A 24,911-nucleotide genomic window follows, 5' to 3' on the forward strand; every position below is an offset into this window, starting at 1 on the left:
AAAGCGATGGCTTTGCAGTTTCCAGAAATCGATCCAATCATATTCTCGATTGGACCCCTAAGTGTACGCTGGTATGGCGTAATGTATTTAATCGGTTTTGCGTTTGCGATGTGGTGGGCAAACAAAGAGGCTGACAAGCCCAATTCTGGCTGGACCAAAGATGAGGTCAGTGATCTGCTGTTTTACGGCATGCTCGGCGTGATCTTGGGTGGCCGAATTGGCTATGTGTTGTTTTATCAGTTCAGTCACTTCCTTGAAAACCCTATGTATTTACTACGTATCGATCAGGGCGGCATGTCATTCCATGGTGGCGCACTGGGTGTGATAGCCGGTATTTTTATCTTTGCATGGCGGTTTAAGAAATCTCCGCTGGCTGTGGGCGATTTTGTTGTGCCTATGGTACCGGTTGGTTTGCTCGCGGGGCGTATCGGTAACTTTATCAATGGTGAGTTATGGGGCCGGGCTACGGATGTTCCGTGGGCGGTGGTTTTCCCGACTGGAGGTCCGATTGCTCGCCATCCATCGCAACTTTATGAAGCATTTCTGGAAGGCCTAGTGTTGTTCATTATACTGATTTGGTACAGAAAACAGGAACGTCCGGCGGGAAGCGTTGCTGGCCTGTTTTTACTCGGTTACGGCACTTTCCGTTTCATTGTTGAATACTTCCGCGAACCGGATGCACATATCGGCTTGTACGCAGGTATGATTTCTCAGGGACAGATTTTGTCCTTACCTATGGTGATCGGTGGTCTGGGTTTGATGCTCTGGAGCCACAAGCGTACTGCGACAGCACGCGCTTAAACCATATCGGGGCCCTAATCTTGGGGTCCCGTTTTACCTGTCAATAAATCCTATCGTGAATTAGTTACCCGGGCCTGCGAACGTAGTATACTTTCGTGCTATACAAAGCCCTTGAGCAGGGTCAATAGTGAGATCATTGTGAGGAGTAAAGCATGAAAGTGTATTTGGAGTTATTGCGAGATGTATTAGAAAACGGCACCCAGAAAGGGGACCGCACTGGTACAGGTACGCGCTCCGTGTTTGGCCGTCAGATCCGCCATAACCTCAAAGATGGCTTTCCTTTGCTGACCACCAAAAAGCTACACTTTAAGAGTATTGCCAACGAGTTAATCTGGTTTCTTAAAGGCGACACCAATAAAACCTGGCTCAATGAAAACGGCGTTAAAATCTGGGACGAGTGGGCGCTGGAAGATGGTGAGCTGGGTCCAATATACGGTAAACAGTGGACGGCCTGGCCCACTAAAGACGGTGATGATATTAACCAGATCGACTATGTTGTTGATACACTAAAAAACAATCCCAACAGCCGTCGTATCCTATTCCATGGCTGGAACGTTGAGTATCTGCCGGACGAGTCGATGAGCCCACAAGAGAATGTTGAGGCTGGTCGTATGGCCTTACCTCCGTGTCACTTGTTGTATCAGTTTTATGTCGCAGACGGTAAGTTATCCGGACAGTTGTATATTCGCAGCTCAGATATCTTTCTTGGGTTACCCTATAATATCGCCAGCTTGTCTTTGTTGGTACATATGCTGGCGCAACAATGTGATCTGGAACCCGGGGAGGTCATTGTCAGCTTTGGTGATTTGCATGCCTATTCAAATCATATGGAGCAGATTGAGCAACAGTTGCAGCGTGAGCCTAAGGGACTACCGACGTTGAAAATTTTGCGCAAGCCTGAGTCTATTTATGACTACCAGTTTGAGGATTTTGCGATTGAGGGCTACAACGCCGATCCCAATATCAAAGCGCCCGTTGCAATTTGATCTTAGGCTGTTCCAGATATGTAGTAGGCGGCCAGTGAGGGCCGCTTGTTGTAGAAGGAGAAAGACATTATGTCTATCCATTGTGAAGTAGCTCAGCGATTGCCTTATCAGCGCGTTGGCAAGTGGACCGCACTACTGGCGGCAGTCGGGCTGTTATCCGCGTGCAGCTCAAAGCCAACAGCTGACGAAGAAGCACAAGCACTTGCCAGGGCTGAGTTGATCAAGACCTACAATGAGCATAAGGCGGGTATCGAGCGTGTTGCCGCGATGGAGCAGGATTTGTCACAGCTACTGGCATTGTTGTCTTCCGCCAATGATATCAAGCCGCTTGAAGAGAAAATCGCGCAGCCAGAGAAAGGCGTTGTCACTCATCAAGTGGCGCCAGACTCCGCCAGCAAGCAGTTCAATACACCAAACTCTGACTCCATTGTTGTGCAGTTTGGTCGTCACCTTTTGAATACTCGGGCTCAGGCACAAAATGAACGGATAAAAGCATCTTTGTCTCTCATACAAAGTTACTATCCTGACATGTTCAGCTCCGTATCAATATATTTACAAACACCGGCTGTGAATGGCACTCAGTTTTACCTTTCTCAGGCTTGGGGGTTCATGTCTGTGCAAGAAAGTGTCGTGTTTTGCCGTCTTATTCAGGCCAGTGGTCAACCATGTAAATTGGTTAACTAGCTAAAAAACATTGAAATAATATTAAAGATTTTGTATTTAGGTACGATATAAAAGAAGTCTGAGTAGTGTTTTTATTCAAATTGAGCACCTTTCTACCCAAGGGCACTCGAGTAAGTTGATAAAATCATTATAAAGTCTTAGTTGTACGTTCAGTGTAAAGCGCTGCACGTGTGGTTTGGCCGGATATGGAAGCGGCTATTTAATGAAAAGGATTAGCTGATGGAAAAGTTAATGAACAAGTACTCTCTACTCTCAATTCTGGCTGCAATGCCTTTACTGGCTGCTGCGCAGCCTGCGGAATTCAAAGCATCCGTAACAGTAAGAAATATTTTCACCTTTGAAAATGCTGAACCGCTTAGCTTCGGTACTATACGTGCCAGTGGCGATACAGGTGGTGTAGAAACGGCAACTTTGGTTATTGCTGCCAACCCTAATACAGCTCCTCGGGCTGACTCAACCGATGTAACAAAAGCTGAGATTGCTATTCTGGAACCCGGTACTCCGGCAAAGTTTACCGTTGATGGCGTTTCACCTTACGCGACATTGACTATTACCGATCCGACAGAAACCGATGTGTTGCCGAAAGATCTACCACCTACAACACCCGGTTTCAAACTAGGTACATTCACTTACTATGTAACATCTGGTACTTCACCAGCCCCGGCAACAACCACAGTACAGGCTGATGCTGAGGGTAAAATTGCGTTTAATGTAGGTGCAACACTGACCACAACCAGTGCCGCTGCAGGAAACTATATTGACGGTGAGTACGAAGGTACGTTCAGTGTTGAGCTGAGCTACTAATCGGCTATGGCGGGTGATTGAATAGCCCGCCAGTTTCATATGAAGGCGCTTTTATTACTCGTCAGTTTGATAGGCAGTATGTACTGTCAGGCGAGTATTATACTCAATGCTGACCTTAATTTTGGTACTGTTATTGTGGCAGACCCCAGTGTGGTCGGCACTGTCACTGTGTCCCGGGGTGGTGGAACAAGTTCCTCTGGCAGTATTCATGTGGTTGAAAAAGGTCACCCAGCTGAGCTGATACTGGAGTCCTTCCCCATTGGTGTTTATCTGAATATCTCAACAGATATACTTGATGATGAGCTGGCGCATACTCAACTTATCAGCCAGGGCAAATTACGTGTAATACAGCTCCACCATCCAGTCAGAGTCTTTACTGATAGATACGGTCGCGCCCGGCTTGTGATAGGTGGCACATTGCAGAGCATGCCCAATGCAGGCAGCTACCTGGATGGGCAGTATGAGACAACAATCAGCGTCGAAGTTAGCTATTAAGTTATTTAGTAAGCACAGACTCATATTCATCGCCGTTAGAAGTAGAATAGGCAAAATCCAATGAAATATATTACTCACATCGCTGTGTTGGTGCTGTTGTTTTGTGCCGCGCAGTCTCAGGCTAACCTACTGATTTCACCCACCCGTGTCGTGTTTGATGAGCGCCAGCGAAATGCCAAAGTATTTCTGATCAACAATAGCCAGGAGTACAAAACTTACCGTCTGAGCTTTAAAGAAAAGCTGGCGCTGCCAGAGGGGGGTATAAAGATGTGTCCGAGCAGGACAACCCGAAACGTTTAAGTGGCTTGCTCAGAATGACACCCAAACAGGTGCGCCTTGCACCGGGTGAGCGTCAGGTCGTAAAACTCGCTTTGCGCCGGAAAAAAGACATGGCTGCGGGAGAGTACCGCTCACATCTGTTCTTTCAGGCATTACCTGAGAAAAAAGACTCTGCACAACAGGGAGTTGGGATCAGGCTTAACATGATCATGAGTTACAGTATTCCTGTGATTTACCGTCAATCGGCATCCGTGCCTCGTGTGACCATTGATGATGCAAAGATGAGCCGCTCAGAAAGCGGTCGTTACGACACTGTTAGCCTGGCGCTGTCACGTCAGGGTGATGCAAGTACGTTTGGCCAGGTCAGTGTATTTTGGCGCGGGCACAATAAAGCTAAGTGGCAAGAAGCCGCCATAGTGAGCAGCTACAGCATTTATCCCGAGGTCAGTCAGTCTCACTTGCAGTTAAAACTGATAGACCCGAGCATAGTGCAGGGCGCGCGCTCAGGGGAATTAAAAGTCGTGTACACCGGCAGTGGCGAATATCAGGGACTGCCATTTGCAGAGCGCACTTTCTCTGTCACTTTACGCTGATCTCTGGCAATTAGATGGTGAGATTTGTTCTGATTCTGTTACTTGGACTGGCGTGGGGAAGCGCCATGCCTGTCTACAGTGCTCAGCAGCAGGACCTCTCCAAGGCGCTCAGTACGCTACAACGTATACAGGCTAAGCTGACACAGTCTAAAGCCAGCCTCACTGTCAATAATCAGCCAAAACAAACAGGTATCCCGGAAGGGGAAGATTTGTTTTTGTCTGTGTATGCCGACAATGTCTATCTGGGCGAAGTGTTTGCGGTTAAAAGTCGGCGAGATGCAAAAATTGAATTGCGCAGCTTATTTGCCGTACTGGATTTTGCCATCAGTGATGATGAAAAAGCCGATCATTTCTCTGGCTGGTATTTTAGCCCGGAACGCACTTTTTCATTTGATAGTGCGCAAGGGATGGTTCAGGTTAACGAACAGCAATACGCTGTTGTGCAGCAGGATGTATTGCATACGCAGGGTGAAGTGTTTGTCGAGTCAGCTTTAGTTGCTGACTGGTTTGGGCTCGATTTTCAGTTCAACTATACAGATCAAAGGCTTAGTGTTCAGACACCAGAGCCACTGCCTGCGCTTGAACGTCAGGCTCGGGCGAATCGCCGATTAGCTCAGCACCAAGGTAATGCCCGAATTCAACCCTGAAGTGCGACACTCTTACCTAAATTAAGCGGCCTGCATCATTTCTTTGAATACTACAGCTGGCTGCTTAAAACCCAAACACTTTTTCGGTCGATAATTTATCCGCGACATCGCGAACTCGACGTCTGCATCACTTACTTCTCGCAAATCAGTGCCTTTCTTTATATATTGACGCAGCAAACCATTTGCATTTTCGTTTGCCCCACGCTCCCAGGAAGAGTAAGGATGCGCGAAGTAGAAATCCGCCTCTAAAGAGGCCGAAATGAGTTCATGAGCGGCAAATTCGCCGCCATTGTCTGCCGTGATTGTATGCACGTACTTTTTATAAGGCGAAAGCAGTTCTATCGTTGCCTGTGCAACATCTTCCGCTGATTTCGATGCGGCTTTTTTGACAAGATAGAAGCGTGTTTTTCGCTCCAAAACAGTGACCAGGGCACCAGTTCCTTGCTTCCCTAATACGGTGTCAATCTCCCAATCCCCGAGCCGTGTTCGCTCTTCCACGACTTCGGGTCGTCCATCAATTGACATTGCATTTAAAATCGCAGGGCCTTTGTCATTTCTACCTCGTCTATATCGCTTATGCCCTTGACGTAGGTGACGATAGAGTTTTCCGCCATTGCGTTTATCAACAGCAACATAACGATAGATCCACTCATGACTGACAGGCTGTTTAACGCTCGTCAATACTGCTGAAATTTGTTCCGGACTCCAATCTGATTGCAGTAGTATTCGGATGAAGTCGATTCGTTTTTGAGGGATACGGTATTTCCGTGCCGTTTTGCGTTTCCCTATAGCCATTACGTGCGCCGAATCAGGGCAATATGACTCGTTGATTTTATGCCTTCTTAACTCTCGATAAACGGTGGAGCGATGACATTTTACTTTTTCTGCGATTTCAGAGGCAGAACAACCCACTTCCAATAATGTGGAAATCTGGTATCTTCTGCCCTCGGTCAACTGCTGATATTTCATGGTAGTACTGCTTGTTTCTTTGGCGAGAAGAGCGTACCACTTTCAGTAGTTGGCTTCCTCTTCTATGCGTTACCATGAATGTCGCACTTATTATCTGAAATCAGGTGCAGCCTCCAGGCTAATCTGGAAACCGAATGCTTATCAGATGTTATCGTCACCACTGATGGATGTTCAGTTTGGCTATCGTCGCGACAATAAAGAAGATACTAATTACTACTCTATGCTTGGTGCACAGGACCTGGCGTTCTGGAATGTCGAGTACTTTGTTTCAGGCACAGACGGCGCTGTTGTCGATCAGGGACGCCTCAAAGGCAAGCGCGAAGATGGAAAAGGCCGCCTGTTAGGCGAGCTCAAAGCCACGCAGGTCGAGGTGGGCGATATTCTTGCGACGCACATTGGCGCCGGGCAACCCTCAGGACAAGGTGTCGGAGTGCGTGTTGCCGATAAGCCTCTGCACAATGAAACTCAGGAACAAAGCGTACAGATCAGTGGTTCAGTTCAAGCTGGCTGGGACGTTGAACTGTATCATAATGGCCTGTTAGTCGCACAGCAGCTTCAGATCCAAACGGGTCGCTATGATTTTGACCGTATCCCCCTGTATTTTGGTAGCAATCAGTTTGAGCTGGTCAAATATGGTCCCCAGGGGCAAGTCGAGCGTGAACAGCGCAGCTATTTTGTGGAAGGGACTGGACTGGACAGCGGTCAGGGCTATTTTGATGTGTCAGTAACCGATGTGGGAGGTTCGGTGTTTAACAATGACTCCGCACCAACGTCTCGTTCTGGTTGGCAGTTTGATGGTCGCTACGACATCGGTATTTCTGAAGCTCTGTCGGCATATGCGGGTATCTCACAGGCTTTAACGAATGAGTCGCAGACAGAGCGTGTCCTGACGGCTGGTGGTACGTTGAGCCTGTGGAAAAAAATGCTGCTAAATCTGGACTTATCCCACGACAGTGACACCCAGCACCAGGCGCAACTCAGTGCCAGAACAGAGTGGGCCGGGCAGGCCATTAGCACCAGCTGGCAAACACAACGACGGCGGCTCACCAGTGGGCAAACGGGAGAAGAATACCGCCACAGTCAGGGTTTGAATATGGTTATGTCGGGGTCGGTTGATGTATTTGACAAGCCACTGTCTTATCAGAATCAGATACAGTGGAATCGCACCGATCAGGGCAGCGAATACACAGTATTGACCAATCGGGTGGGGATGTCGTTTGGCCGTGTGAACATCAGCAATCAGCTGCAACGTCAATCCAGCAGTTCTGCTGCAGAGCATGCAACCGCAGGTCAGCTGCGATTTCAAACCCGTTTAGGTCGCGTCTTTGGGCGGCTGATTTTAGACTATGATTTACATCCATACAGCGAACTAACGGCTTATGAAACAAGATTCTACCGCAGTCTGAACGAGCAGTTTAACGTTGAGCTGAGCTTTCGGGAAACACTGGACACCGACTACCAAAAGAGTGAATTAGGGCTGAACTGGCTGGGTGATAAAATACGCCTTAACAGCCAGTTGAGCTACGACAGTGATGATGAGTGGGAGCTGGGAGTCAATGGTCAGTTCAGTTTCGGCTATCACAACGAGAGCGAACAATTGTTAGTGAGTCAGCGGCGACTGGCGAGCAATGGGGCAGTGCTGGTTAAAGTCTATCTGGATCATAATGCCAATGGGATATTTGATGCGGATGATGAAGTGGTGCCTGATGTGCGGATCCGGGCGTTGCAAAATTATATGCAGGGCAAAACCGATGAGCAGGGGCTGGTACTGCTTAGTGGTATGCCAGTTAACCAAAAAACCGATATGGTGATTGATACTCAGAGTCTCGAAATGCCTTTTGTTATCCCTGCAAGTGAAGGGGTGGCAATCACGCCAAGGCGCGGCTATGTGGAGTACCTTGAATTCCCCTTGTGAACACCAGCGAAATAGAGGGAGTGGTGTATCAACAAACGGACACTGACAATGCGCCCCTGCCTTATGCTGAAGTGACTTTAATCGATGAACAGGGGCAAGAAGCGGCCAAAACAGAGGCTGCATATGATGGATATTATGTATTTACGGGGGTTAAGCCAGGCCGCTATCAGGCAAAAGTGACAAGTGCTGCCAGGCGTGGTCTGACACATAGTGATCAGGTTGAGGTGGTCCTGTCGGAGCAGGGCGATGTGCTGGTGGAAGTGGATTTGCAGTTGGCACCACAGTCGACTAAAGCCGTCACAGTTCTTTCTGTGGGGCGTTTTACGTCACTGGCGGTTTTAAAAACTTATGCGCTGTTGCTCCGTCAACGTCATCGTAGTTTGATACCGGAGCCTCCATTTTATGTTTTTGATGATCAAGCCAAGTCCTATATGTTGGGGGTCGCGTTCATTTACCAGGGCGCAGATACCACACAATTGCAGCAACGTTGCGAGTCATTGCAAAACGCTGGCGTTCCCTGTCAGCTTGAAAACACACAACTGAAGTTATAAGAGGAGTAAGCGATGAAGTTATATTCTTTTCTGGTATGGCCCTTGCTGTTTGTGCTCAGTGGCTGTGCAAGTACAGGTCAGGATGAGCAGCGTGTTGCTCAACTTGAGCAACAACTGGCTCAGCTGCACACTGACGTTGAAGAAATAAAGCGCAGTATAGAGCAGTGGCAGCAGGTTGCGCCTCAGGTTAGTGAGCTGTTAAGTATTGAGCAGGATCTGAATTTACTGACAACACAACTGCAGCTGGCACTGGCACCATCTGCTCAACCCGCAGGCAATGTTATGGTTACAACAGTACCAAAGTCTCCCAGTATTGTTGAACAACCGCAAAGCACAGATGGCGGCCTTGCTGCACGGCCAGCGTTTAGCGAGAACAGGGAAGCTGCGAAGGAGGCACGTGGTGTGAAGCCAAAGTTACCTGCAAAAACAGACAAAGCAGAGTTTGCAGTTCAGCTGGCATCAACCAGAAAGCAAAGTCAGCTAAAAACGGTTCATCAGCGGCTGATTAAAAGTTATCCGCCGTTACAGGAACAACCGGTGAACGTTGAGCAAGTCGAAATTCGTGGGCAAAGATATTTTCGGCTGAAACTTGGCGCGTTTGAAAATAAAGCGCAAGGTCAGGCGCTGTGCGACAAGCTAAAACCATTTCACCCACAATGTCTGCTGAGTCATTACACAGACAATCCAATCACTTTATAGTGCCTATTATCAGCATTGTGGATCGCTTTTTGCATTTATTTGGTCAAATAGAAAGAGGTGATCATTATGCAATTTCCTGCTGTGATAGCCGCACTGGCCCTGTCGGTGCTGCTCAGTGGCTGCGCTGGAATCATGAAGACGCAGCAACAAAAGAAAGTGGAACAAGCGCCACCCTTGCCGACATTGCATCAATACATGGGGCAACTTGCTGCCGCTTTGGGGGAGCATAGTCGCCCTTTGAAACCTGGCGCCACGGTTGCCGTCACGAGCTTTTATCTGGCTGATCAACTTGGTAATGCCGTAGCAAGCAATCAGGGCAGTGGTCTTAGTACTCAGGTTCAGGAAAGCTTGATCAGTTATGTGACGCAAATGGGCCTGGAAGTGGTGGAGTTTCGGCTACAGCGCACTTTAACTTTGTCGGATAGTGCCGATAACCTATTAAACCGTGATATTGCCCTGCTACGCGAGCGTCATAAATTTGACCTGGCTTTGACGGGCACCATCAGTGAAAGCCACGACCATTACACGATCAATGCTCGATTGATCACTATGCTTGATAGTCGCACTGCATCCGCTGCGACCATCTCTGTGCCCAAAGCAATTTTGTGGGGCAATGAAAAAGCTCAAATGCGAGATGGCAAGTTGCATCGCGGCCAGTATTAGTGGAGACAAAGATGAAAAAATCTGTGATAGCGCTTATGTTACCAACCCTGTCCCTATTTGGGTGCGCACAACTGGGTATGACAAAGCATCAGCAAACGACGTCAGCGCCAGGCCAGTTCAATGCGTCAGAGCAGTTTCAGGCCCATCCCAGAGGCGTGCAACAAATGACCGTATCACAACGCATGGCGGCCAAAAATGTAACTCATTATGTGCAGAAGCTAATGCAGGACATGGTGAGCAATGTTAAGTACATAAATGATCAGACGCCGGTAGCTGTATCCAGCTTTGTCTTTCTGGATGAAGACTTTAACCATGCTACTTTATTGGGCAATCAGATTGCCGAAAGCTTTATTCATGAGCTGCACAACTTTGGTGTGCCCGTGATTGACTTTAAGACGACGGACTTCATGCGGGTTACCAAACACGGCGACTTTATTTTTAGCCGCGACTTTTTGGAATTGTCTGATGAACTGCCGTTCAAATATGTTCTGGCCGGCACCTTATCTAATCACCAGGGCGGGATCTTGGTCAATGCCCGTATTGTTGGGATGCAAAGTAAGGTTGTGGTCGGCACTGCACAAGGGTTCCTGCCTCAGGCCGTAGTGAATGCACTCAGAGATGGCGCGATGCATGAAGGGATCCGGCTACAACGAGCGGGTGAATGATCATGAAAACGCACATTCTCAGTGGGCTAACGCTGGCGATATTGCTGTTGAGCGGCTGTCAGATGGTGGGCTCACAGCCAGCCCCGCAAACAGTGACCACAACACCTATGGCACCTAAAGTCGCCAAGTTTCGTGAAATAGAAGTGCTGTATGAAGCATTGGAGGAGCAGGCGCCAGACGCTGAGCACCCCGTCGATCCTGGATTTGTGAGCGAACGTCATCGAAAACAGGTGGCAAACTATGCCTCTCAGATAGCACTGGAGCTGTCTGACTCATTGCTGGGTGTTCACCCCCATTCTGTGGCCGTCACCAGTTTTGTCAGCTTTGACGATACGCTCAGAAGCAGCAATCAGCTTGGCAATCAATTGGCTGAAAACCTGATACACGCATTTCAAAAACTGGGTTATGCAGCCCTTGATTTTAAATCACAGCAACAGATCCAGGTGACTCGAGGTGGAGACTTCTTTTTTTCTCGGGACAGCAGAGCCTTACCCGGTAAGCCTGATCCGAGTCATGTATTGTCCGGTACTATGATCTATCGGGATCGGGGTGTAGAAGTCAATGCACGGTTACTGGATTTTGAAAGCCGATTGGTGGTTGCCAGCTGTATGGTAACTATCCCGTATTTCGTCTTAGATCCCAGTGCAACCGCATCACGTTGATCGTTAAGCGGCAAAGTGCTGGCTCTTTGCCTTTGCCGTTTCTCTAATCTATCGAATACATCATTTAAATTTTATTAAGAATCAATCGGTTGACCAATTGTCCGAAAACGCTTAGTATTTTCCAAAGCGACACGGCCTCTTAGTTAAATGGATATAACAGTCCCCTCCTAAGGGATAGTTGCAGGTTCGATTCCTGCAGGGGCCGCCAGCGTTTTTCTCTTATAAATCAATTCTGATATAGCAATCACACCTCAGTAGAAACGACCAAAATGGTATAGTTAATCCAAATTATTGGTGGGATTATTAATCCTCACTGTGTGTTTTGTCGAAGTAGTGCGCTTACAGCGCAAAGTCTTCCTGTTTCTGTACCATGACCTCTACTAAATCATTGATCTGAATATTATTCAGTGGCCGCTCTGAGATGTTTTCTGCAATCGCATTTTGCGCATTGACCTGAATAATACGCACCTGGTTGAGGGTTTTGATGCTTTGTGGGAAAAACTGATTGGTCGTGCCCTGCATATCTCGTCGATGAGAAATGGTGAGCAGCTGTCCTGCTTCAAGGCCGTGATTACGGCCAAGATTAATCACTAACTTGCCTTGCTCACGATGCAATATCTTACCTTTACTGGGTAAGCATGACAGTGCAGAGTCCAGATCCTGCGCCACGCTGTTAAAGACGCTCTGGATTTGCTTGGCATAGTTGGTACGCCAAAAGGTATCGCTGTAGACATCAACAATCTTGGTTTTTTCAAAAGGCCAGACGCCACTGACGGCATAGTGTTTTTGCCAGACCTTGTCACGCGTCAGGGCATCAAATGCAACAAAGTCGATTTTAAAGCTGCGCACGTATTCCTCATCCTGCCAGAATGCGTAGTCATCGTTGGTTTTATCTCCTGCTGCAACGTCCGTGATCTGGCTCATTAGCACATATTGGCTATTGCTTAGGGTGGTCAAAGAGTCAATCAGCTGTCCATCGTATTCAAAACGTTGGGTAAAAAACGGCCGTGCATTGATTGCATGATCCAGGTACGGAATTGGTTTTACGGTAAGATTGCGCTGTGCCAGTGTATGATAAAGTCGCTCACTGCTGGCTTTTGCGATGTCAAAAATTTGACCCAGTCTGGCCTGATGAGGCTGGATCAGCTGGCTTTGTGTAATGGTTACTTGTTTTGCAATCGCCGCTTGTGCGCACTGCTCCAGCTTGGGAAAAATATCCAGATGCAAAGTGACACTGACGATCCCATCTTGCTTTTGTTCGGAAACGAGGTTGATTTGCTGGATCTCGCCATGGCTTTTGATCTTGATTTGATCTTGCGTTAATACCCCGTCGGCCAGTGTGGTGACGCTAGATACTGTGGCGCCAGAGAAGATTAACGCCTGAGTAATGGCATCCTGTACGGCTTCCTGGCGTGCTTCTGCCAGATCTTCTGTGTGTGCATTGGCGTAGCCCGTGACCTCAAACCACTCTGCACTGGCCCCAAAGCTGGCGGTGGCCAGTAACACACTCATAATACGCGACAATTTCATGACTTTATTACCGAACTTTAAGCAAATCTCTTAACTAACCGAGCAAGTCTCGTGCCAAAGGTTTTGGCAAGGTTTGTGCATAAAGATTTGTTACTTGATGATATGGCAAATGTGCCACACAGAGGAGTTACCCTATGAATCAGTTTAGAGTGCTTTGGCATCAACGGGTAGTCAACCTGCTCAAATCCTGTGTTGTTGCAACGGCACTGGGTCTGGCGGGATGCAGCTCTATCATAGACAAGCATGTTGAATACAGCTATGTGAAGCCCGACTCTTATCCCGTGCTCAAGGCGGTTGGTTATGCCCCGTTGAGCTCTCAGCCTGGCAGCAGTGAAGGTGAAAAAATGCTGATGGCCATTAAGGTCTCTAAGCTTGAAGCCTACCGCGAGCTTGCAGAGCAGGTGTATGGTCACCGGTTGAGTGCCAGCACCACAGTACAGGGCGCAGTGGCGCAGAATGATGGGTTACGTAGCCAGGTGCAGGGCCTGATCCGAGGCGCCAAAGTCATGAAAAGCTATGCGGTGGGAGATATCTACACCACAGAATTGGAGCTTGATATGAAGCGGGTTTACGATTTGTATATTGGTGAGGTTAAGCCACGTAAGGTGGAGCGTGTCACTTATTACTGAGCCAAGCCTGGCGGGTTAGGTCGGCCAATTATGCCCTTTGCTTTCAGTGTGCCTTCAATTTATACTGTTTAAATATACACATTACCTCTGACAAACAGAGGCGTATTTCAAGGTAAATGGAGGCTGGTCTGTGTTGGACCCAAGAACTGAAGCTCAAAAGGTGCTTAAACGGCTGTGGAGTCACAACCAGTTTCCGGTTGATCCTGTGACTATCTGCAAGTCACTAGGGCTTGACGTCGTCGAGATGGCGCTACCAGAAAAAGTATCAGGGGCGTTGATCAAAGAAGCCGGAACGGATCCCGTGATTGTGCTGCACCAGGACGACCATTTAAATCGCAAGCGGTTTAGCTGTGCCCATGAGCTTGGGCACTATATTTCCCGTATTGAATCTGATAATACGGATAAAGAATACGAGTACATTGACCTCAGGGGTCCCAGTGCATCTACCGGCGAAGACGAAGAAGAAGTGTTTGCCAACCAGTTTGCGGCAAACTTACTTATGCCCAATGAAGAGGTTAAAAAGTTGCACCGTAAGAAAGTCGCTCACTTTGAAATGGCGATCCATTTTGGTGTGTCCGTTGAAGCCCTCAAATATAAGCTAAATGCACTGGACTTGCTGTAATGACACAGAGCAGGGAAGATCAAAAAGCAGAGCACTCGTCGCTTGCTGCGCAGATCAAACATAACTTCAAAGAAAATAAGTTCACCAATGTCGACCCCATGCAGGCGCAAAAGGTCAAAGATGCCGAATCTGATCGGGATTTAAAGCAGAAATATGCGTGGTGGTTTATTGGTATTTTGGTTGTTCAGCTGTTCATTATGAATGCGGTACTGGTACTGGTGGGTCTGGAGAAACTGCAATTTGAAGAGTGGACACTCAATTTATATATGGCGGGTACATTGGCTGAGGTATTCGGTGTTATCTTAGTGATCACCAAGAATTTGTTTCCCACTAAGCCTTAGCTGATTCAGCCTGATCAAAAAACGAATTATCAGGCTTTAAGGTTTTTAACCAACTCCCCCATATTTGAAACAACACTACCATCTTGCCCATAGGTCATGGAGGTTGGTGCACCGATTAGAATGTCTTTAAGTTCACGCACAGTGAGTTGTGCCTGATGTGCAGCCTGTGCATTAACGTCATTTTGTTTCTTGCAGCGATACAGTAAGTCTTTGACTTGCTCGGTTAACGGGGTGATTTCATCATCGCTGAAGGTGCTTTGTGGGTACTTGGACAGGTCTTTGTCCAGCTTTTGAATCTGATTGAGTGTAGTGAGCTTAGTGCGTGCAATCTCTTTGAGGTTGTCGCCATTGCGAGAGGCAAGCGCCTCTAGTTCATCGTCCAGAAGCTGGGTCAGAGCTTCCAGAAGATTAATCTGCGCTGTTAGCTGGTGGGCACACAGTGCCGTTTGGTCGTCCACTTATACTCTATCCAAATAAATCAAATTCAAAGGCGGCAATATTTTTTGCCAGCTTCTCACTATCAACCTGATATTTACCTTCAGCAATGGCTTTTTTCAGCTCTTCAACTTTTTTATTGTCGAAGGAGGGCGCCTGTTGCGCTTTTTCCTGAAGCCCTTTCAGTTGCTGTGCTTGTGGTGTCAGGCTCACTGAATCCGCTGCGGCTTTGACCTGAGCTTGTGGTTTAGCAGCGGTATTACTTGCTTCATTTCTTTGTAATTCAGCACGTTGTTGCTTTGCATTTGTTGCAACATTGTTCGGCTGATTTTGACCGTTAATGTTGTTTACCATGATGATGACCCGTTAGTTAAATTGCTTCAGCCTTTATATCGGCAAGCCATTCGCTTACTTTAGCAAAAAATCAGATTTTGACTGCTACTGAATCAACATCTTTCACCCGTGCAAGCACCGTTTTACCTGACCTCGCATTTTTGACCCGGATTTGCTCTCCTAAGTTCCCGTCCTGCAAGGCAATACCACTTGTTTTAATCATTAGTGTGCCATCACTGGCCAGAATTGTCACGTTATCCCCCTTGCAAATCATGCAAATCTGAAACATGCTGATTGGCTTGCCCTGTTGGATACGGCGTTTGGTTTTGCTGCCAATGAGTAGCGTCATGTTGTCGATGTTAGCCGCCCGCACAAAATGCTTAGGGCGCATCTCGATTGTTAAGTCATCTGCAGTTAACAGCACGCCCTTGTCCAGCATTCGAGTGCTGACTATCACAGGTAACAGTGTTTCGATTTTCACATGAACAAACTGAACCCAGGATTCAAGATCTTCGCAGCGTACCATCACTGTGACCTGGCGATTAAAAGGCGGGCTGGACTTACTACTGACTTGCAATGGTCGCTGACACTGGCGCTGAGGCAAGCGAGTATCTAATGGTAAAGCTGACACCTGTTGCTGCTCTTCTGCCTGGGTGGGAGCCGGGAGCTGTTCCGAGATGAAATCTATTGCCATTTTTTCAATATCTTTTGACTCATAGGTTTGACCATAAGCAAATGACGTGGCTAAAAAATATGCCACTATGGGAAAGAAATAAGCGGATAATGTAATTTTTAACAAACTCATGATGTTTCGACTATGCTTATGGGGTGAAACAAGGTATAAAGATTTTGCGTGATTTGCCTCACCGCTTCAAGGGCGACTTTGAATGGTAGAGTACAAGCAAACATTGTTCCGATAAGCAGTTTTATAGCAGGAGAATGACATGGCAGGTATTTTGGACTCAGTAAACCAACGAACGCAGTTGGTGGGTCAAAACCGACTTGAACTTTTACTATTTCGCCTCAGAGGGCGTCAACGCTTTGGGATCAATGTATTCAAAGTAAGAGAAGTACTTCAGTGTCCACCCCTAACGGCTATGCCTAAATCTAATGCCTTTATCAGGGGGGTCGCACACATTCGCGGGCAAACCATTTCCGTTATCGACATGTCCCTGGCTGTCGGTGGACCACCTATCGAAAACATCAAAGACTGCTTTATTATCATTGCTGAGTATAACCGTTCAGTGCAGGGGTTTTTGGTTGGTGCGGTTGAACGAATTGTGAATATGAACTGGGAAAAAATTATGCCTCCGCCTTCAGGTGCAGGTCGTTATTCCTATTTAACTGCGGTGACAGAGATCGAAAATGAGTTGGTAGAGATCCTCGACGTAGAAAAGATCCTCAATGAGATCTGTCCAATTAACACTGAGGTGAGTCAGGAAATTGTCGCTGACGGTGAAATGCAGCGAGATCTCGGTGAGCGTATTGTCTTTATCGCTGATGATTCTGCGGTTGCTCGCAACCAGGTTAAACGTGCACTTGAGCCACTTGGTGTGCAAACTGAGCTGGCCAAAAATGGTAAAGAGGCACTGCTTCGCTTAAAAGAAATCGCGGAGCTGGATTGTCAGAATGATGTTACCGAACGCGTTGGCCTGTTGATCTCTGATGTTGAAATGCCAGAAATGGATGGTTACACACTCACCGCCGAGATAAAAGCGGATCCTAAGCTGGCGCCTTTGCATGTTATTTTACATACTTCATTGAGTGGCGTCTTCAATCACGCAATGATCGAAAAGGTCGGTGCTGATGATTTTATTGCTAAATTTAACCCCGATGAATTGGCAACAGCCGTGAAGAAATGGGTTCATTGCGATTAATTAGTGGCGGTAATACTTTGGAAAATAAACACTTAGAACAAAGCGAGTATGATCAGTTTCGCACTTTCTTAGAGCAACAGTGCGGTATTGTGCTGGGTGACAACAAGCTATACCTGGTGAAAAGCCGACTTGCGCCTCTCATGTCTCGTTTTGGCGTTGACTCTTTGTCTGCTTTGGTGAGTAAGACCCTGAGTCCACATGAGCGGCAATTGCGTGCCGCCGTAGTTGATGCGATGACTACCAATGAAACCTTGTGGTTTCGGGATCAATATCCATTCGAACTACTCAAGACCAAGATCTTTCCAGAGTTTAAGGATCTGCGTCGACCCGTTAAGATCTGGTCAGCGGCAAGCTCGTCGGGTCAAGAGCCGTATTCTATTGCGATGTCCGCCAATGAATATCAAACATCTAGCCCTGGCGCATTAAAAATGGGGGCGCAAATCGTTGGAACAGACATCTCAAACACTATGCTGGATATGTGTAAGAATGCAGAGTACGACGCACTGGCTTTGGCAAGGGGTTTGTCGCCAGAGCGTAAAAAGAAGTTTTTTACAGACAGCGGCAACGGTATGGCGAAAGTGAACGAACCCATTCGCAGAATGGTTAATTTCCGACACTTAAACTTACTGGACTCTTATGCCTTATTGGGTAAATTTGACGTTATTTTTTGCCGTAATGTACTGATTTATTTTTCACCGGATGTAAAGGCTAAAATTATTAGCCAGTTTGCACAGGCACTTAACCCTAAGGGATATCTGTTTCTTGGTGCGTCTGAGTCTATGGCGGGCCTGAATAATGACTTTGACATGCTGCGTTGCAACCCCGGTATTATTTACCAGAAAAAAGCTTAGTGTATTCAGGCCGCAATTCGCGGCCTGATAACCGTCTGTACCTCACCATTTTAAATCAGATTCTTCCGAGGCGTGTGTAATACCATCACGGCTTGCCAATAATATATCTGTTACATACTTCGTATTATTCTCGAAACGCCTAGCCACTTGGACAGGTGGCTTTTCAATAATTTCAGTTAATCTCTTAGCAACCGCTATTTTAACTACTTATTGAATGATTTACTTGACCTCAACCTAGGTTGGGGGTTTATCTTTCTTGAGTAAGGTTTTAACATTAGGTTAACTTGAAGGACGAAGGAAAGAGTATGACCATCCAAGACTATATTCAGTCATTAGCGCTGACACATAACCAGGTATCGCTTGAACAGCTCGTAGAATTTCAAGCTAAACATCTTGATTTGTATAGCTTTTCTAGTATTAATGCGATGGGGGAAGAGATTCTGCCTCTGGACGAGGAGGCATTGCTAGCGCGACTTATTAAAGATAAGCAGGGGGGTTACTGCTTTGAGCACAATAAACTGGCTTATCTGGCCCTTGCTGAGTTGGGGTACGAAGTTCAGCCGTTGCTGGCAAGAGTATTGGTGAATGGCTTGGAAGACAACCCCAGAACCCATCGCATCACTTTGGTCCACCTTGGTGAAGAAAGCTATCTGGTTGATGTCGGATTTGGCTCTAAGTCACTCAGTGCTCCACTGCCAGTGTCACAGTCCGGCTATATTGACGTAGAAAGCTATCGTTACAAAATTATCCGAACGGCAGATACCATCCGCGTCGAAATTGTGCACCCGGAAGAAGTTAGTCTTTATAGTGTCGATTTGAGCAAGGTGACTGAAAAAGACTTCGAGGTAGTACACTTCTACAGCCATCAACATCCGGAGTCGTATTTTGCTAACAATCTGGTGCTGGCACGAATTACAAAAGGGAAACGCTACACGCTACGCAATTTACTTTATGGTGAGTTACATGAAGCCAGTCAGATAAGCACGCATATTGACGTGACTTCAGCGTCGCAGCTGCAGTCGATATTGCAGCAGAAGTTCTTATTGAATATCGATATGGCGAAAGCCGAATATCTGTACACATTGGCACAACATAAAATGGTCGGATAAACCAGCTTGCAGGCTGCGACATGTAAAGGTGTTGCAGGTCTGTGCAATACTAGTGGTTAAAGTGAACCAGTAACTTTTTTAACAGAGCAGCCAGCTGCGTGCGTTCTTCAGGCGCAAGCGGAGAAAGCAGCTCTTCGCCTTTGGCAACATGTTCTGAAATCACTTCGTCAATCAGCGTTAATCCCTGCTCTGTGATAGCAACCATGACACCGCGTCTGTCATTGGGGTCTGGGTTACGGGTTACCAGGCCCTTGTTTTCCAGTTTATCGATACGGTTAGTCATGGAGCCCGAAGTTAGCATCAGTGTTTGCAGCAGCTGATTGGGGGTTAACGTGTAAGGCTTGCCCGAACGCCGTAACGTCGCAAGTACGTCAAATTCACCGCCGTTGAGGCCAAAGCGGCTGAATACTGTATTTAACTCCTTACTAAAAATAGCATCTGTTCTAATCAAACGGCCCATGACGGCCATAGGAGCTGGGTCTATATCTGGCCTTTCTTTATGCCACTGTGCCAGCACAGTATCAACTAAGTCTTGTTTTTGCATAACCTACACGCTTTGTTTTTTGGAATGACAAAAATACGTGGAAAAAAATTTGAAAGCAAGAATAAAACATTGAACAATCTTTATATGAAGTAATGCGTCTCTATGCTATTAAATCTGCTTGATGAGCTTGTATCAAGAGAGCGAAAGTCGCTGTTGTGGGTCTGCTTTCATCATGTCAGAAAACCCTTTAAACTGATGGCAATCCCCTATACCACGTACGTCGTGCGATACAATCATGTGATTTAAAATGGCTAAACCCAACAAAAAAGGCCCCGTAAGAACCGTCGATATCTACTGCGCAAAGTGCAAAGCGCCGTTGTATAAATATCGTAAGGGCGGTAAAGGGGCACTCGTCAAGTGTTTTAAAGAGCGGATAGTGACTGACTTTACCGCTCAAGAGGGCACCTGCCCAGGCTGTGGCACGGTATTCGCGCGGGACACCCTGATAAGAGGTACGCCAGCGTATAAAATCATTGGCGCAAAGGTATGGGTAAAGTAGTGGTAATGAGCTACATAGCGCAGCCCGATCACGACAGAGTAAAGATTATCATCCACCAACCTATGGTCTTACTTGCAAGGCTGCAGCGGACAACCGCAGAGGTAGCTGGCCGCGGGAGCGTTTTCACAACTGGTTGTTTTGCATGGGAGCTACGAACAAGAACTATCCCAGGAGCGCTGCTAACACCTGTATTTTCAGTCAAAAGATGAATAACAGGGGGCTTGCCAGGCTGAAACTGACCAACCATTTTAATGGGTAATATAGCCCAGATTTGCTCTACCTGAGTGTCTTGGCTCGGCTAAGTACGGGCGCTAGTCGTGTAAACAACCGATTAAAAGGACCAGATTGGTCGCTTGGTAAACTTGGTACAAGTAGCAAACGAACACACTTTTTATATAGCCAATACACTAAAGAAAAGCAGAATAAAGATAGGCGTCATAGGTACGAGCCCGATGGGTTAATGGAGTGCACAGCGTACTCATTTAAAAGTCGATACAGTGTCACAAAGCGATCGACACTTTATTGACATTTTGTGTGTCAGAGTGAGCCTAATAGACCGACAGGGTGACTGAGCGATGAAACAACGCACCATTTTCCTTCTCTGTGCGTTATTTACGTTACCCGTGCCAGCCAAAGCGTAATCTGAGGTCATGCTGGTGCCACTCGATATTGCCGGACTGAGCGCTGGATTCGCACCACCAACAGGCTAGCCAAAATGTGGCGTAGTGTATCGCTTTTAATCAAAAACTGGAGTTGAATAAGGTGTTGCGAATACTAATAGCAGAAGATCATCTGGATATTGCAGAGAACATTGGTGACTTTTTAACAGCCAAGGGGCATCAGGTGGATTATGCTTATGATGGTGTAATGGCGGTGAATTTAGTAGAAGAACAAACCTATGATGCCATCATTATGGATATTATGATGCCCAAACTGGATGGTTTAAAAGCAACCAGGCAAATACGCCAGGGATCTCAACCGACGGTGCCCATTTTAATGCTGACAGCCAAAGACCGGCTGGACGATAAGCTGGTGGGGTTTGATTCTGGGGCGGACGACTATATCTTAAAACCTTTTGCCATTTCTGAACTTTATGCCCGCCTGGTCGCTCACACTCGTAAAGCACAAAATGACTATCATCATGTGATGCGGTTAAACGGCCTTGAATTAAATACGCAAAATAAAACAGCCAGTTTTAATGGGGAGACGCTTCAGTTAAACCCGACTACTTTTAAAATTTTAACCTTGCTGTGTAAACAGCATCCTAGCCTGGTGAATAAGTCCGAGCTGGAGTTTCAGCTGTGGCGGGACGCATTGCCAGAAAACGACTTACTAAGAAGTCATATCTATAACCTCAGAAAATCCCTCTCGGGGTGTGCAGAGCATATCAAGGTCCAGTCGAAACACGGTCAAGGGTATCAGCTTGTTTTTCTCTGACTGGCGTTCAAAACTCACGCTCTTTGCCCGCACACTGAGTCTGAGTCAGCGTGTCAAAGCCACTTTTATCGTTAGTTTTTGTGTGTTCTGTGGGCTTAGTTTGTTGGTGGTCTTTGCGGCGACAAAAGGCACCGAAGATTATATTTTTGAAAAACAGCTGAGCAGGGTTGTGACGCAGTTCAGGCTGCATTATGCAAACAGAGATACCTTTTTGTTTCCCGAAGGGGTGACAGCTTATCCCAGCTTTGCAGATATTCCGCCGTCGCTGGCTGTTTACATTGGCAAAAGCACTCCGGGGATATATGAGCTTGAGCACCCGGGTGAGGAAGATTTCCACTATGCCATTGCCGTGATGCCGGACAACGCTTGGTACTATTTTATCTATGATGTGAACGACATTGAGATTTCTGAGAGCTTAGAACGCATGATGATGCAGATTATTTTTGCCAGCTTTACGCTATTTATCGTGCTGTTTTTCATGATTTTTCATCTGGTACTCAAACGCTCAATGGCACCTATGTTTACCTTGATTGAACAGGTGAGAAAAAGTGCCGACGCGCCCGGCGCGCGCTTTGTTAGTGACTACAAGTACCAGGATGATGAAATTGGGCTGCTTAACAAGACGTTGATTGAGCATGCGCAACGAATTGAGGCCTTTATTAAGCGTGAGCGCGAGTTCACGAATTTTGCCAGTCATGAATTGCGTACGCCTGTCACGGTGATCAAAGGCGTGAACGAACTACTGAAACTACACTGCGAGACTAATCCGGGACTTACCAAGCCTTTGGCCAGGCTAGAGCGTGCTGTAACTAGTATGGAAGATATGATTATCGTGCTACTTGAACTGGCAAGAGAGGAAGGCACACAGGAGAGCGAGCAGGCGACAATCGCTACGATAGTTCAGGAAATTATGCAGGCATTTCAAGGTCAGGCTGAGAAAAATGGCAAAACTTTGTCACTGCACATGACATCATCCGCGAGTGAGACAATTCCACGTGTGAATGGCATGATTGTGATGGGAAATTTGGTTCGAAATGCGATTCAGCACTCAACGGGTACGGATATTGAGCTCTGTGTGGCTGATAATGTTTTCAGGATAACTAATACACTTCAGGATACTCAGCAGCACAAAGTTGAGTTTTTCTCTGGCGTTGAGCAGGGTTATGGATTAGGGAAAATAATTGTTGAGCGCATTTGTCACCAGCAAAATTGGCATTACACTCAGCGGGTAGAGGCGGGCAAGATCACCGCAACAATCCGGTTTTCAGGTTGAGAAATTTTCACACCCAAGATGCTGAAATCTGCAATTTACTCGCCTGATATCACCTAAAGGGTCAGCTCTTTATCACTTCAGGTCAAGTGTGAATACAAAAAAGATCATCATTTTTACATTAAATATCAATATATATGTCATTTTTAACACTTGACCAAAAGAAATGTTATAACACTTTTATCATATTCATGTTGCAACTGGACCGTTCCAGTTGCTACCTTTGTTAACAGTTTTACAACACAACACTGATATGTTTATCGCGGTAGATGACCTTGTTGTATAGGTACAAGTAGTTAAACCACTTGTACGCTTTGAGTTTCAAAGCGGCTGTTTAAGTGCATTGTCAGTTATAAAAAAGTGATAATACAACAAGGAGAAGACATGAGTACCAAGCGTTTTAAACTATCGGCTATTTCCACTTTAATGCTGTCAGCAATGAGTTTGCCAGCGCTAGCTGAAGCCCCGGTTTATCAAGGGCAAACAGAAGATTCTAAATTGGAAATTAAGTCTAAAAAGAGCGAAAAAAACCGCTACATCATTCGCTTTAATGAAGCACTGTCGGGCGGTAAAAACAGCTTTAATAATTTTATAGCGCTCAACTATCTGTTTACTGCGGGTGCAGAGCCACTGTTTGCACTTAACGGTCAACAATCTATGGTTGCGGAGCTGGATGATTACAGCCTTGAAACACTGCGCAGCTTTTCATCTGTTGAGTCAATTGAAATAGATCCTAAGCGTTATATTCTGCCTCTGGCAAAATCTAATAATCAAATAATGCCATACGCACAGAGCACACCATATGGTATTACTATGGTGCAGGGTCATTTATTGCCTCAATCAAATACTTCAGCGAGAAAAGCGTGTGTGATCGACACCGGATATAATCTGGGTCACCCTGATTTACCCTATGGTAATGTAACGGGAATTGCGAATAACAGTGCGGTGGGTCAGTGGAACAATGATGGTAACGGTCATGGTACGCACGTTGCCGGTACAATAGCTGCTGAGGACAATAACCAGGGGGTAATTGGTGTTTATCCTGGTATGGACCTGCATATTGTTAAGATCTTTAACGATAACGGGCAGTGGACCTATGCATCTGATCTGGTTAATGCAATCCAGCAATGTAAGGATGCAGGCGCGCATGTTGTTAATATGAGCCTGGGTGGGGGGAATTACTCCAACAGCGAAAATACAGCCATGCAAAACTTTGTTGATGGTGGCATGATGCTGGTGGCTGCTGCGGGTAATGATGGCAACAGCTCTAAGTCTTATCCGGCGTCCTATAATGCGGTTATTTCCGTGGCTTCCGTTACATCGAGCGAAAGCCGATCTTCATTTTCTCAGTATAATGATCAAGTTGAGCTGGCAGGCCCGGGTTCCAGTGTAAACTCGACTTATCCAACCAACACCTACCGTAGTCTGAGTGGAACGTCAATGGCTTCACCTCATGTCGCTGGTGTCGCTGCCTTGGTGTGGAGTCATAATACCCAATGTAATAACCAAGAGATCCGGGCTGCACTGAATGCGACTGCCAAAGACAAAGGTGCCGCGGGTCGGGATAACTATTATGGTCATGGTATTGTTCAGGCCAAAGCTGCATCGGATTATATCGGCGCAAATGGTTGTCAGGGTGGGGGCGACCCTGGTGGTGTGACGCCAGTGAATGGTTCTTTGCCTAACCTTCAGGGCAATCAGAGTGGCTGGACACACTACACCTGGGATATTCCTCAGGGCGTAAAAGAGATGAATCTGAGTATCACAGGTGGTACAGGGGATGCAGATCTGTATGTGAGATACAATGCGCAACCAGATGCAAACAACTACACCTGTCGTCCATGGAAAGATGGTAACGAGGAGCAGTGTTCATTTGCTAATCCAAGTGCAGGCACCTGGCACATTAGCTTGTATGGATACAACAGCTACAATGGTGTGACGCTAAATTATTCGTATAAATAGTCAGTAGATTGTTGGGAAAACCCAAAGATAAAGGCGCTCTAAGAGCGCCTTTTTTACAT

30 protein-coding genes and 1 tRNA gene are annotated in these 24,911 nt (G+C 46.7%); 25 read left to right on the plus strand and 6 right to left on the minus strand.

What is annotated here, in order from left to right; all coding sequences use genetic code 11:
• Nucleotides 1-6: 6 nt before the first annotated feature.
• From lgt to ELR70_RS09730, 8 genes are all read left to right on the plus strand, one after another.
• Nucleotides 7-801, plus strand: coding sequence for a prolipoprotein diacylglyceryl transferase (lgt, locus tag ELR70_RS09695; RefSeq protein ID WP_054017341.1), 795 nt, complete (start codon nt 7-9; stop codon nt 799-801).
• A 152-nt stretch (nt 802-953) separates the two neighbouring features.
• Complete coding sequence (locus tag ELR70_RS09700; protein ID WP_054017342.1) at nt 954-1,787, plus strand: thymidylate synthase; 834 nt, start codon at nt 954-956, stop codon at nt 1,785-1,787.
• Nucleotides 1,788-1,856: 69 nt separating this feature from the next.
• Nucleotides 1,857-2,471, plus strand: coding sequence for a hypothetical protein (locus ELR70_RS09705; RefSeq protein ID WP_054017343.1), 615 nt, complete (start codon nt 1,857-1,859; stop codon nt 2,469-2,471).
• A gap of 219 nt (nt 2,472-2,690) precedes the next feature.
• A complete protein-coding gene (locus tag ELR70_RS09710) occupies nt 2,691-3,275 on the plus strand; it encodes a DUF4402 domain-containing protein (RefSeq protein ID WP_054017344.1) in 585 nt (194 codons plus the stop codon).
• Nucleotides 3,276-3,314: 39 nt separating this feature from the next.
• Complete coding sequence (locus tag ELR70_RS09715) at nt 3,315-3,770, plus strand: DUF4402 domain-containing protein (protein ID WP_082353348.1); 456 nt, start codon at nt 3,315-3,317, stop codon at nt 3,768-3,770.
• Nucleotides 3,771-3,830: 60 nt separating this feature from the next.
• The gene (locus ELR70_RS09720; RefSeq protein ID WP_128064554.1) at nt 3,831-4,070 is read left to right on the plus strand and encodes a hypothetical protein; all 240 of its coding nucleotides are present in this window, start codon (nt 3,831-3,833) and stop codon (nt 4,068-4,070) included.
• A complete protein-coding gene (locus ELR70_RS09725) occupies nt 4,040-4,642 on the plus strand; it encodes a fimbria/pilus periplasmic chaperone (protein WP_128064555.1) in 603 nt (200 codons plus the stop codon). Before ELR70_RS09720 ends, ELR70_RS09725 begins: the two co-directional genes overlap by 31 nt.
• 14 nt (nt 4,643-4,656) lie before the next feature.
• Nucleotides 4,657-5,289 carry a hypothetical protein gene (locus ELR70_RS09730; protein WP_054017347.1) on the plus strand — a complete coding sequence of 211 codons (633 nt, stop codon included), beginning with the start codon at nt 4,657-4,659 and terminating at the stop codon, nt 5,287-5,289.
• Nucleotides 5,290-5,310: 21 nt separating this feature from the next.
• Here the strand turns inward: ELR70_RS09730 and ELR70_RS09735 are convergent, their stop codons facing one another.
• Nucleotides 5,311-6,258: an IS30 family transposase gene (locus tag ELR70_RS09735; protein WP_054016422.1), complete on the minus strand. Its 948-nt coding sequence runs from the start codon at nt 6,256-6,258 to the stop codon at nt 5,311-5,313.
• Nucleotides 6,259-6,322: 64 nt separating this feature from the next.
• Here ELR70_RS09735 and ELR70_RS09740 point away from each other — a divergent pair, with 64 nt between their 5' ends.
• The 7 genes from ELR70_RS09740 to ELR70_RS09770 all read left to right on the plus strand — a co-directional run bounded on the left by ELR70_RS09740 (nt 6,323) and on the right by ELR70_RS09770 (nt 11,621).
• Nucleotides 6,323-8,173, plus strand: coding sequence for a hypothetical protein (locus ELR70_RS09740; protein ID WP_128064556.1), 1,851 nt, complete (start codon nt 6,323-6,325; stop codon nt 8,171-8,173).
• On the plus strand, nt 8,170-8,724 hold the full coding sequence (locus ELR70_RS09745; RefSeq protein ID WP_164881441.1) for a carboxypeptidase-like regulatory domain-containing protein: 555 nt from the start codon (nt 8,170-8,172) through the stop codon (nt 8,722-8,724). Before ELR70_RS09740 ends, ELR70_RS09745 begins: the two co-directional genes overlap by 4 nt.
• A 12-nt stretch (nt 8,725-8,736) precedes the next feature.
• Complete coding sequence (locus tag ELR70_RS09750) at nt 8,737-9,423, plus strand: SPOR domain-containing protein (protein ID WP_054016424.1); 687 nt, start codon at nt 8,737-8,739, stop codon at nt 9,421-9,423.
• A 66-nt stretch (nt 9,424-9,489) separates the two neighbouring features.
• Nucleotides 9,490-10,086, plus strand: a complete 597-nt coding sequence (locus tag ELR70_RS09755; protein WP_054016425.1) for a FlgO family outer membrane protein — start codon at nt 9,490-9,492, stop codon at nt 10,084-10,086.
• An 11-nt stretch (nt 10,087-10,097) separates the two neighbouring features.
• Nucleotides 10,098-10,751, plus strand: a complete 654-nt coding sequence (locus tag ELR70_RS09760; RefSeq protein WP_054016426.1) for a FlgO family outer membrane protein — start codon at nt 10,098-10,100, stop codon at nt 10,749-10,751.
• Nucleotides 10,752-10,753: 2 nt separating this feature from the next.
• Nucleotides 10,754-11,413, plus strand: coding sequence for a FlgO family outer membrane protein (locus ELR70_RS09765; RefSeq protein ID WP_054016566.1), 660 nt, complete (start codon nt 10,754-10,756; stop codon nt 11,411-11,413).
• 133 nt (nt 11,414-11,546) lie between these two features.
• Nucleotides 11,547-11,621, plus strand: a tRNA-Arg gene (locus tag ELR70_RS09770).
• A gap of 131 nt (nt 11,622-11,752) precedes the next feature.
• Here ELR70_RS09770 and ELR70_RS09775 read toward each other — a convergent pair.
• Nucleotides 11,753-12,943, minus strand: coding sequence for a flagellar assembly protein T N-terminal domain-containing protein (locus ELR70_RS09775; protein ID WP_054016427.1), 1,191 nt, complete (start codon nt 12,941-12,943; stop codon nt 11,753-11,755).
• Nucleotides 12,944-13,077: 134 nt separating this feature from the next.
• Between ELR70_RS09775 and ELR70_RS09780 the strand changes: the two genes are divergently transcribed.
• The 3 genes from ELR70_RS09780 to ELR70_RS09790 all read left to right on the plus strand — a co-directional run bounded on the left by ELR70_RS09780 (nt 13,078) and on the right by ELR70_RS09790 (nt 14,535).
• Nucleotides 13,078-13,572, plus strand: coding sequence for an LPP20 family lipoprotein (locus tag ELR70_RS09780; protein WP_054016428.1), 495 nt, complete (start codon nt 13,078-13,080; stop codon nt 13,570-13,572).
• Between the two features lie 130 nt (nt 13,573-13,702).
• Nucleotides 13,703-14,194 carry an ImmA/IrrE family metallo-endopeptidase gene (locus ELR70_RS09785; protein WP_054016429.1) on the plus strand — a complete coding sequence of 164 codons (492 nt, stop codon included), beginning with the start codon at nt 13,703-13,705 and terminating at the stop codon, nt 14,192-14,194.
• Nucleotides 14,194-14,535 (plus strand): hypothetical protein, encoded by a 342-nt coding sequence (locus ELR70_RS09790; RefSeq protein ID WP_054016430.1) that lies wholly within the window; start codon nt 14,194-14,196, stop codon nt 14,533-14,535. The genes ELR70_RS09785 and ELR70_RS09790 overlap by 1 nt, the downstream gene beginning before the upstream one ends.
• Nucleotides 14,536-14,564: 29 nt before the next feature.
• Here ELR70_RS09790 and ELR70_RS09795 read toward each other — a convergent pair whose 3' ends face one another.
• From ELR70_RS09795 to flgA, 3 genes are all read right to left on the minus strand, one after another.
• Nucleotides 14,565-14,993 carry a flagellar protein FlgN gene (locus tag ELR70_RS09795; RefSeq protein ID WP_054016431.1) on the minus strand — a complete coding sequence of 143 codons (429 nt, stop codon included), beginning with the start codon at nt 14,991-14,993 and terminating at the stop codon, nt 14,565-14,567.
• 7 nt (nt 14,994-15,000) lie between these two features.
• Nucleotides 15,001-15,324, minus strand: a complete 324-nt coding sequence (flgM, locus tag ELR70_RS09800; protein ID WP_054016432.1) for a flagellar biosynthesis anti-sigma factor FlgM — start codon at nt 15,322-15,324, stop codon at nt 15,001-15,003.
• 70 nt (nt 15,325-15,394) lie between these two features.
• Nucleotides 15,395-16,108 (minus strand): flagellar basal body P-ring formation chaperone FlgA, encoded by a 714-nt coding sequence (gene flgA / locus ELR70_RS09805; RefSeq protein ID WP_054016433.1) that lies wholly within the window; start codon nt 16,106-16,108, stop codon nt 15,395-15,397.
• 139 nt (nt 16,109-16,247) lie between these two features.
• Here flgA and ELR70_RS09810 point away from each other — a divergent pair, with 139 nt between their 5' ends.
• The 3 genes from ELR70_RS09810 (at nt 16,248) to ELR70_RS09820 (ending at nt 19,140) form a co-directional block, all read left to right on the plus strand.
• Complete coding sequence (locus ELR70_RS09810) at nt 16,248-17,180, plus strand: chemotaxis protein CheV (RefSeq protein ID WP_054016434.1); 933 nt, start codon at nt 16,248-16,250, stop codon at nt 17,178-17,180.
• A 17-nt stretch (nt 17,181-17,197) separates the two neighbouring features.
• The gene (locus ELR70_RS09815; protein WP_054016567.1) at nt 17,198-18,031 is read left to right on the plus strand and encodes a protein-glutamate O-methyltransferase CheR; all 834 of its coding nucleotides are present in this window, start codon (nt 17,198-17,200) and stop codon (nt 18,029-18,031) included.
• A 305-nt stretch (nt 18,032-18,336) separates the two neighbouring features.
• The gene (locus ELR70_RS09820; protein WP_054016435.1) at nt 18,337-19,140 is read left to right on the plus strand and encodes an arylamine N-acetyltransferase; all 804 of its coding nucleotides are present in this window, start codon (nt 18,337-18,339) and stop codon (nt 19,138-19,140) included.
• A gap of 49 nt (nt 19,141-19,189) precedes the next feature.
• On the opposite strand, the gene ELR70_RS09825 is transcribed toward ELR70_RS09820, so the two are convergent.
• Entirely contained in the window at nt 19,190-19,684 is a 495-nt protein-coding gene (locus ELR70_RS09825; RefSeq protein WP_054016436.1) for a MarR family transcriptional regulator, read from the minus strand.
• Between the two features lie 247 nt (nt 19,685-19,931).
• On the opposite strand from ELR70_RS09825, the gene ELR70_RS09830 reads away from it, so the two are divergent.
• From ELR70_RS09830 to ELR70_RS09845, 4 genes are all read left to right on the plus strand, one after another.
• Nucleotides 19,932-20,183, plus strand: a complete 252-nt coding sequence (locus ELR70_RS09830) for a hypothetical protein (protein ID WP_054016437.1) — start codon at nt 19,932-19,934, stop codon at nt 20,181-20,183.
• Between the two features lie 762 nt (nt 20,184-20,945).
• On the plus strand, nt 20,946-21,620 hold the full coding sequence (locus tag ELR70_RS09835; protein ID WP_054016438.1) for a response regulator transcription factor: 675 nt from the start codon (nt 20,946-20,948) through the stop codon (nt 21,618-21,620).
• Nucleotides 21,607-22,893, plus strand: coding sequence for a HAMP domain-containing sensor histidine kinase (locus ELR70_RS09840; protein ID WP_054016439.1), 1,287 nt, complete (start codon nt 21,607-21,609; stop codon nt 22,891-22,893). The genes ELR70_RS09835 and ELR70_RS09840 overlap by 14 nt, the downstream gene beginning before the upstream one ends.
• Nucleotides 22,894-23,274: 381 nt before the next feature.
• On the plus strand, nt 23,275-24,852 hold the full coding sequence (locus tag ELR70_RS09845) for a S8 family serine peptidase (RefSeq protein WP_054016440.1): 1,578 nt from the start codon (nt 23,275-23,277) through the stop codon (nt 24,850-24,852).
• Nucleotides 24,853-24,911: the final 59 nt, after the last annotated feature.

This window comes from Pseudoalteromonas sp. R3 (genome assembly GCF_004014715.1).
Lineage (GTDB): Bacteria > Pseudomonadota > Gammaproteobacteria > Enterobacterales > Alteromonadaceae > Pseudoalteromonas.

Coding starts and splice junctions, on each gene's coding strand:
- lgt (WP_054017341.1), top strand. CDS start 7: ATGGCTTTGCAGTTTCCAGAAATCGATCCAATCATATTCTCGATTGGA.
- ELR70_RS09700 (WP_054017342.1), top strand. CDS start 954: ATGAAAGTGTATTTGGAGTTATTGCGAGATGTATTAGAAAACGGCACC.
- ELR70_RS09705 (WP_054017343.1), top strand. CDS start 1,857: ATGTCTATCCATTGTGAAGTAGCTCAGCGATTGCCTTATCAGCGCGTT.
- ELR70_RS09710 (WP_054017344.1), top strand. CDS start 2,691: ATGGAAAAGTTAATGAACAAGTACTCTCTACTCTCAATTCTGGCTGCA.
- ELR70_RS09715 (WP_082353348.1), top strand. CDS start 3,315: ATGAAGGCGCTTTTATTACTCGTCAGTTTGATAGGCAGTATGTACTGT.
- ELR70_RS09720 (WP_128064554.1), top strand. CDS start 3,831: ATGAAATATATTACTCACATCGCTGTGTTGGTGCTGTTGTTTTGTGCC.
- ELR70_RS09730 (WP_054017347.1), top strand. CDS start 4,657: ATGGTGAGATTTGTTCTGATTCTGTTACTTGGACTGGCGTGGGGAAGC.
- ELR70_RS09735 (WP_054016422.1), bottom strand. CDS start 6,258: ATGAAATATCAGCAGTTGACCGAGGGCAGAAGATACCAGATTTCCACA.
- ELR70_RS09740 (WP_128064556.1), top strand. CDS start 6,323: ATGCGTTACCATGAATGTCGCACTTATTATCTGAAATCAGGTGCAGCC.
- ELR70_RS09750 (WP_054016424.1), top strand. CDS start 8,737: ATGAAGTTATATTCTTTTCTGGTATGGCCCTTGCTGTTTGTGCTCAGT.
- ELR70_RS09755 (WP_054016425.1), top strand. CDS start 9,490: ATGCAATTTCCTGCTGTGATAGCCGCACTGGCCCTGTCGGTGCTGCTC.
- ELR70_RS09760 (WP_054016426.1), top strand. CDS start 10,098: ATGAAAAAATCTGTGATAGCGCTTATGTTACCAACCCTGTCCCTATTT.
- ELR70_RS09765 (WP_054016566.1), top strand. CDS start 10,754: ATGAAAACGCACATTCTCAGTGGGCTAACGCTGGCGATATTGCTGTTG.
- ELR70_RS09775 (WP_054016427.1), bottom strand. CDS start 12,943: ATGAAATTGTCGCGTATTATGAGTGTGTTACTGGCCACCGCCAGCTTT.
- ELR70_RS09780 (WP_054016428.1), top strand. CDS start 13,078: ATGAATCAGTTTAGAGTGCTTTGGCATCAACGGGTAGTCAACCTGCTC.
- ELR70_RS09790 (WP_054016430.1), top strand. CDS start 14,194: ATGACACAGAGCAGGGAAGATCAAAAAGCAGAGCACTCGTCGCTTGCT.
- flgM (WP_054016432.1), bottom strand. CDS start 15,324: ATGGTAAACAACATTAACGGTCAAAATCAGCCGAACAATGTTGCAACA.
- flgA (WP_054016433.1), bottom strand. CDS start 16,108: ATGAGTTTGTTAAAAATTACATTATCCGCTTATTTCTTTCCCATAGTG.
- ELR70_RS09810 (WP_054016434.1), top strand. CDS start 16,248: ATGGCAGGTATTTTGGACTCAGTAAACCAACGAACGCAGTTGGTGGGT.
- ELR70_RS09820 (WP_054016435.1), top strand. CDS start 18,337: ATGACCATCCAAGACTATATTCAGTCATTAGCGCTGACACATAACCAG.
- ELR70_RS09825 (WP_054016436.1), bottom strand. CDS start 19,684: ATGCAAAAACAAGACTTAGTTGATACTGTGCTGGCACAGTGGCATAAA.
- ELR70_RS09830 (WP_054016437.1), top strand. CDS start 19,932: ATGGCTAAACCCAACAAAAAAGGCCCCGTAAGAACCGTCGATATCTAC.
- ELR70_RS09845 (WP_054016440.1), top strand. CDS start 23,275: ATGAGTACCAAGCGTTTTAAACTATCGGCTATTTCCACTTTAATGCTG.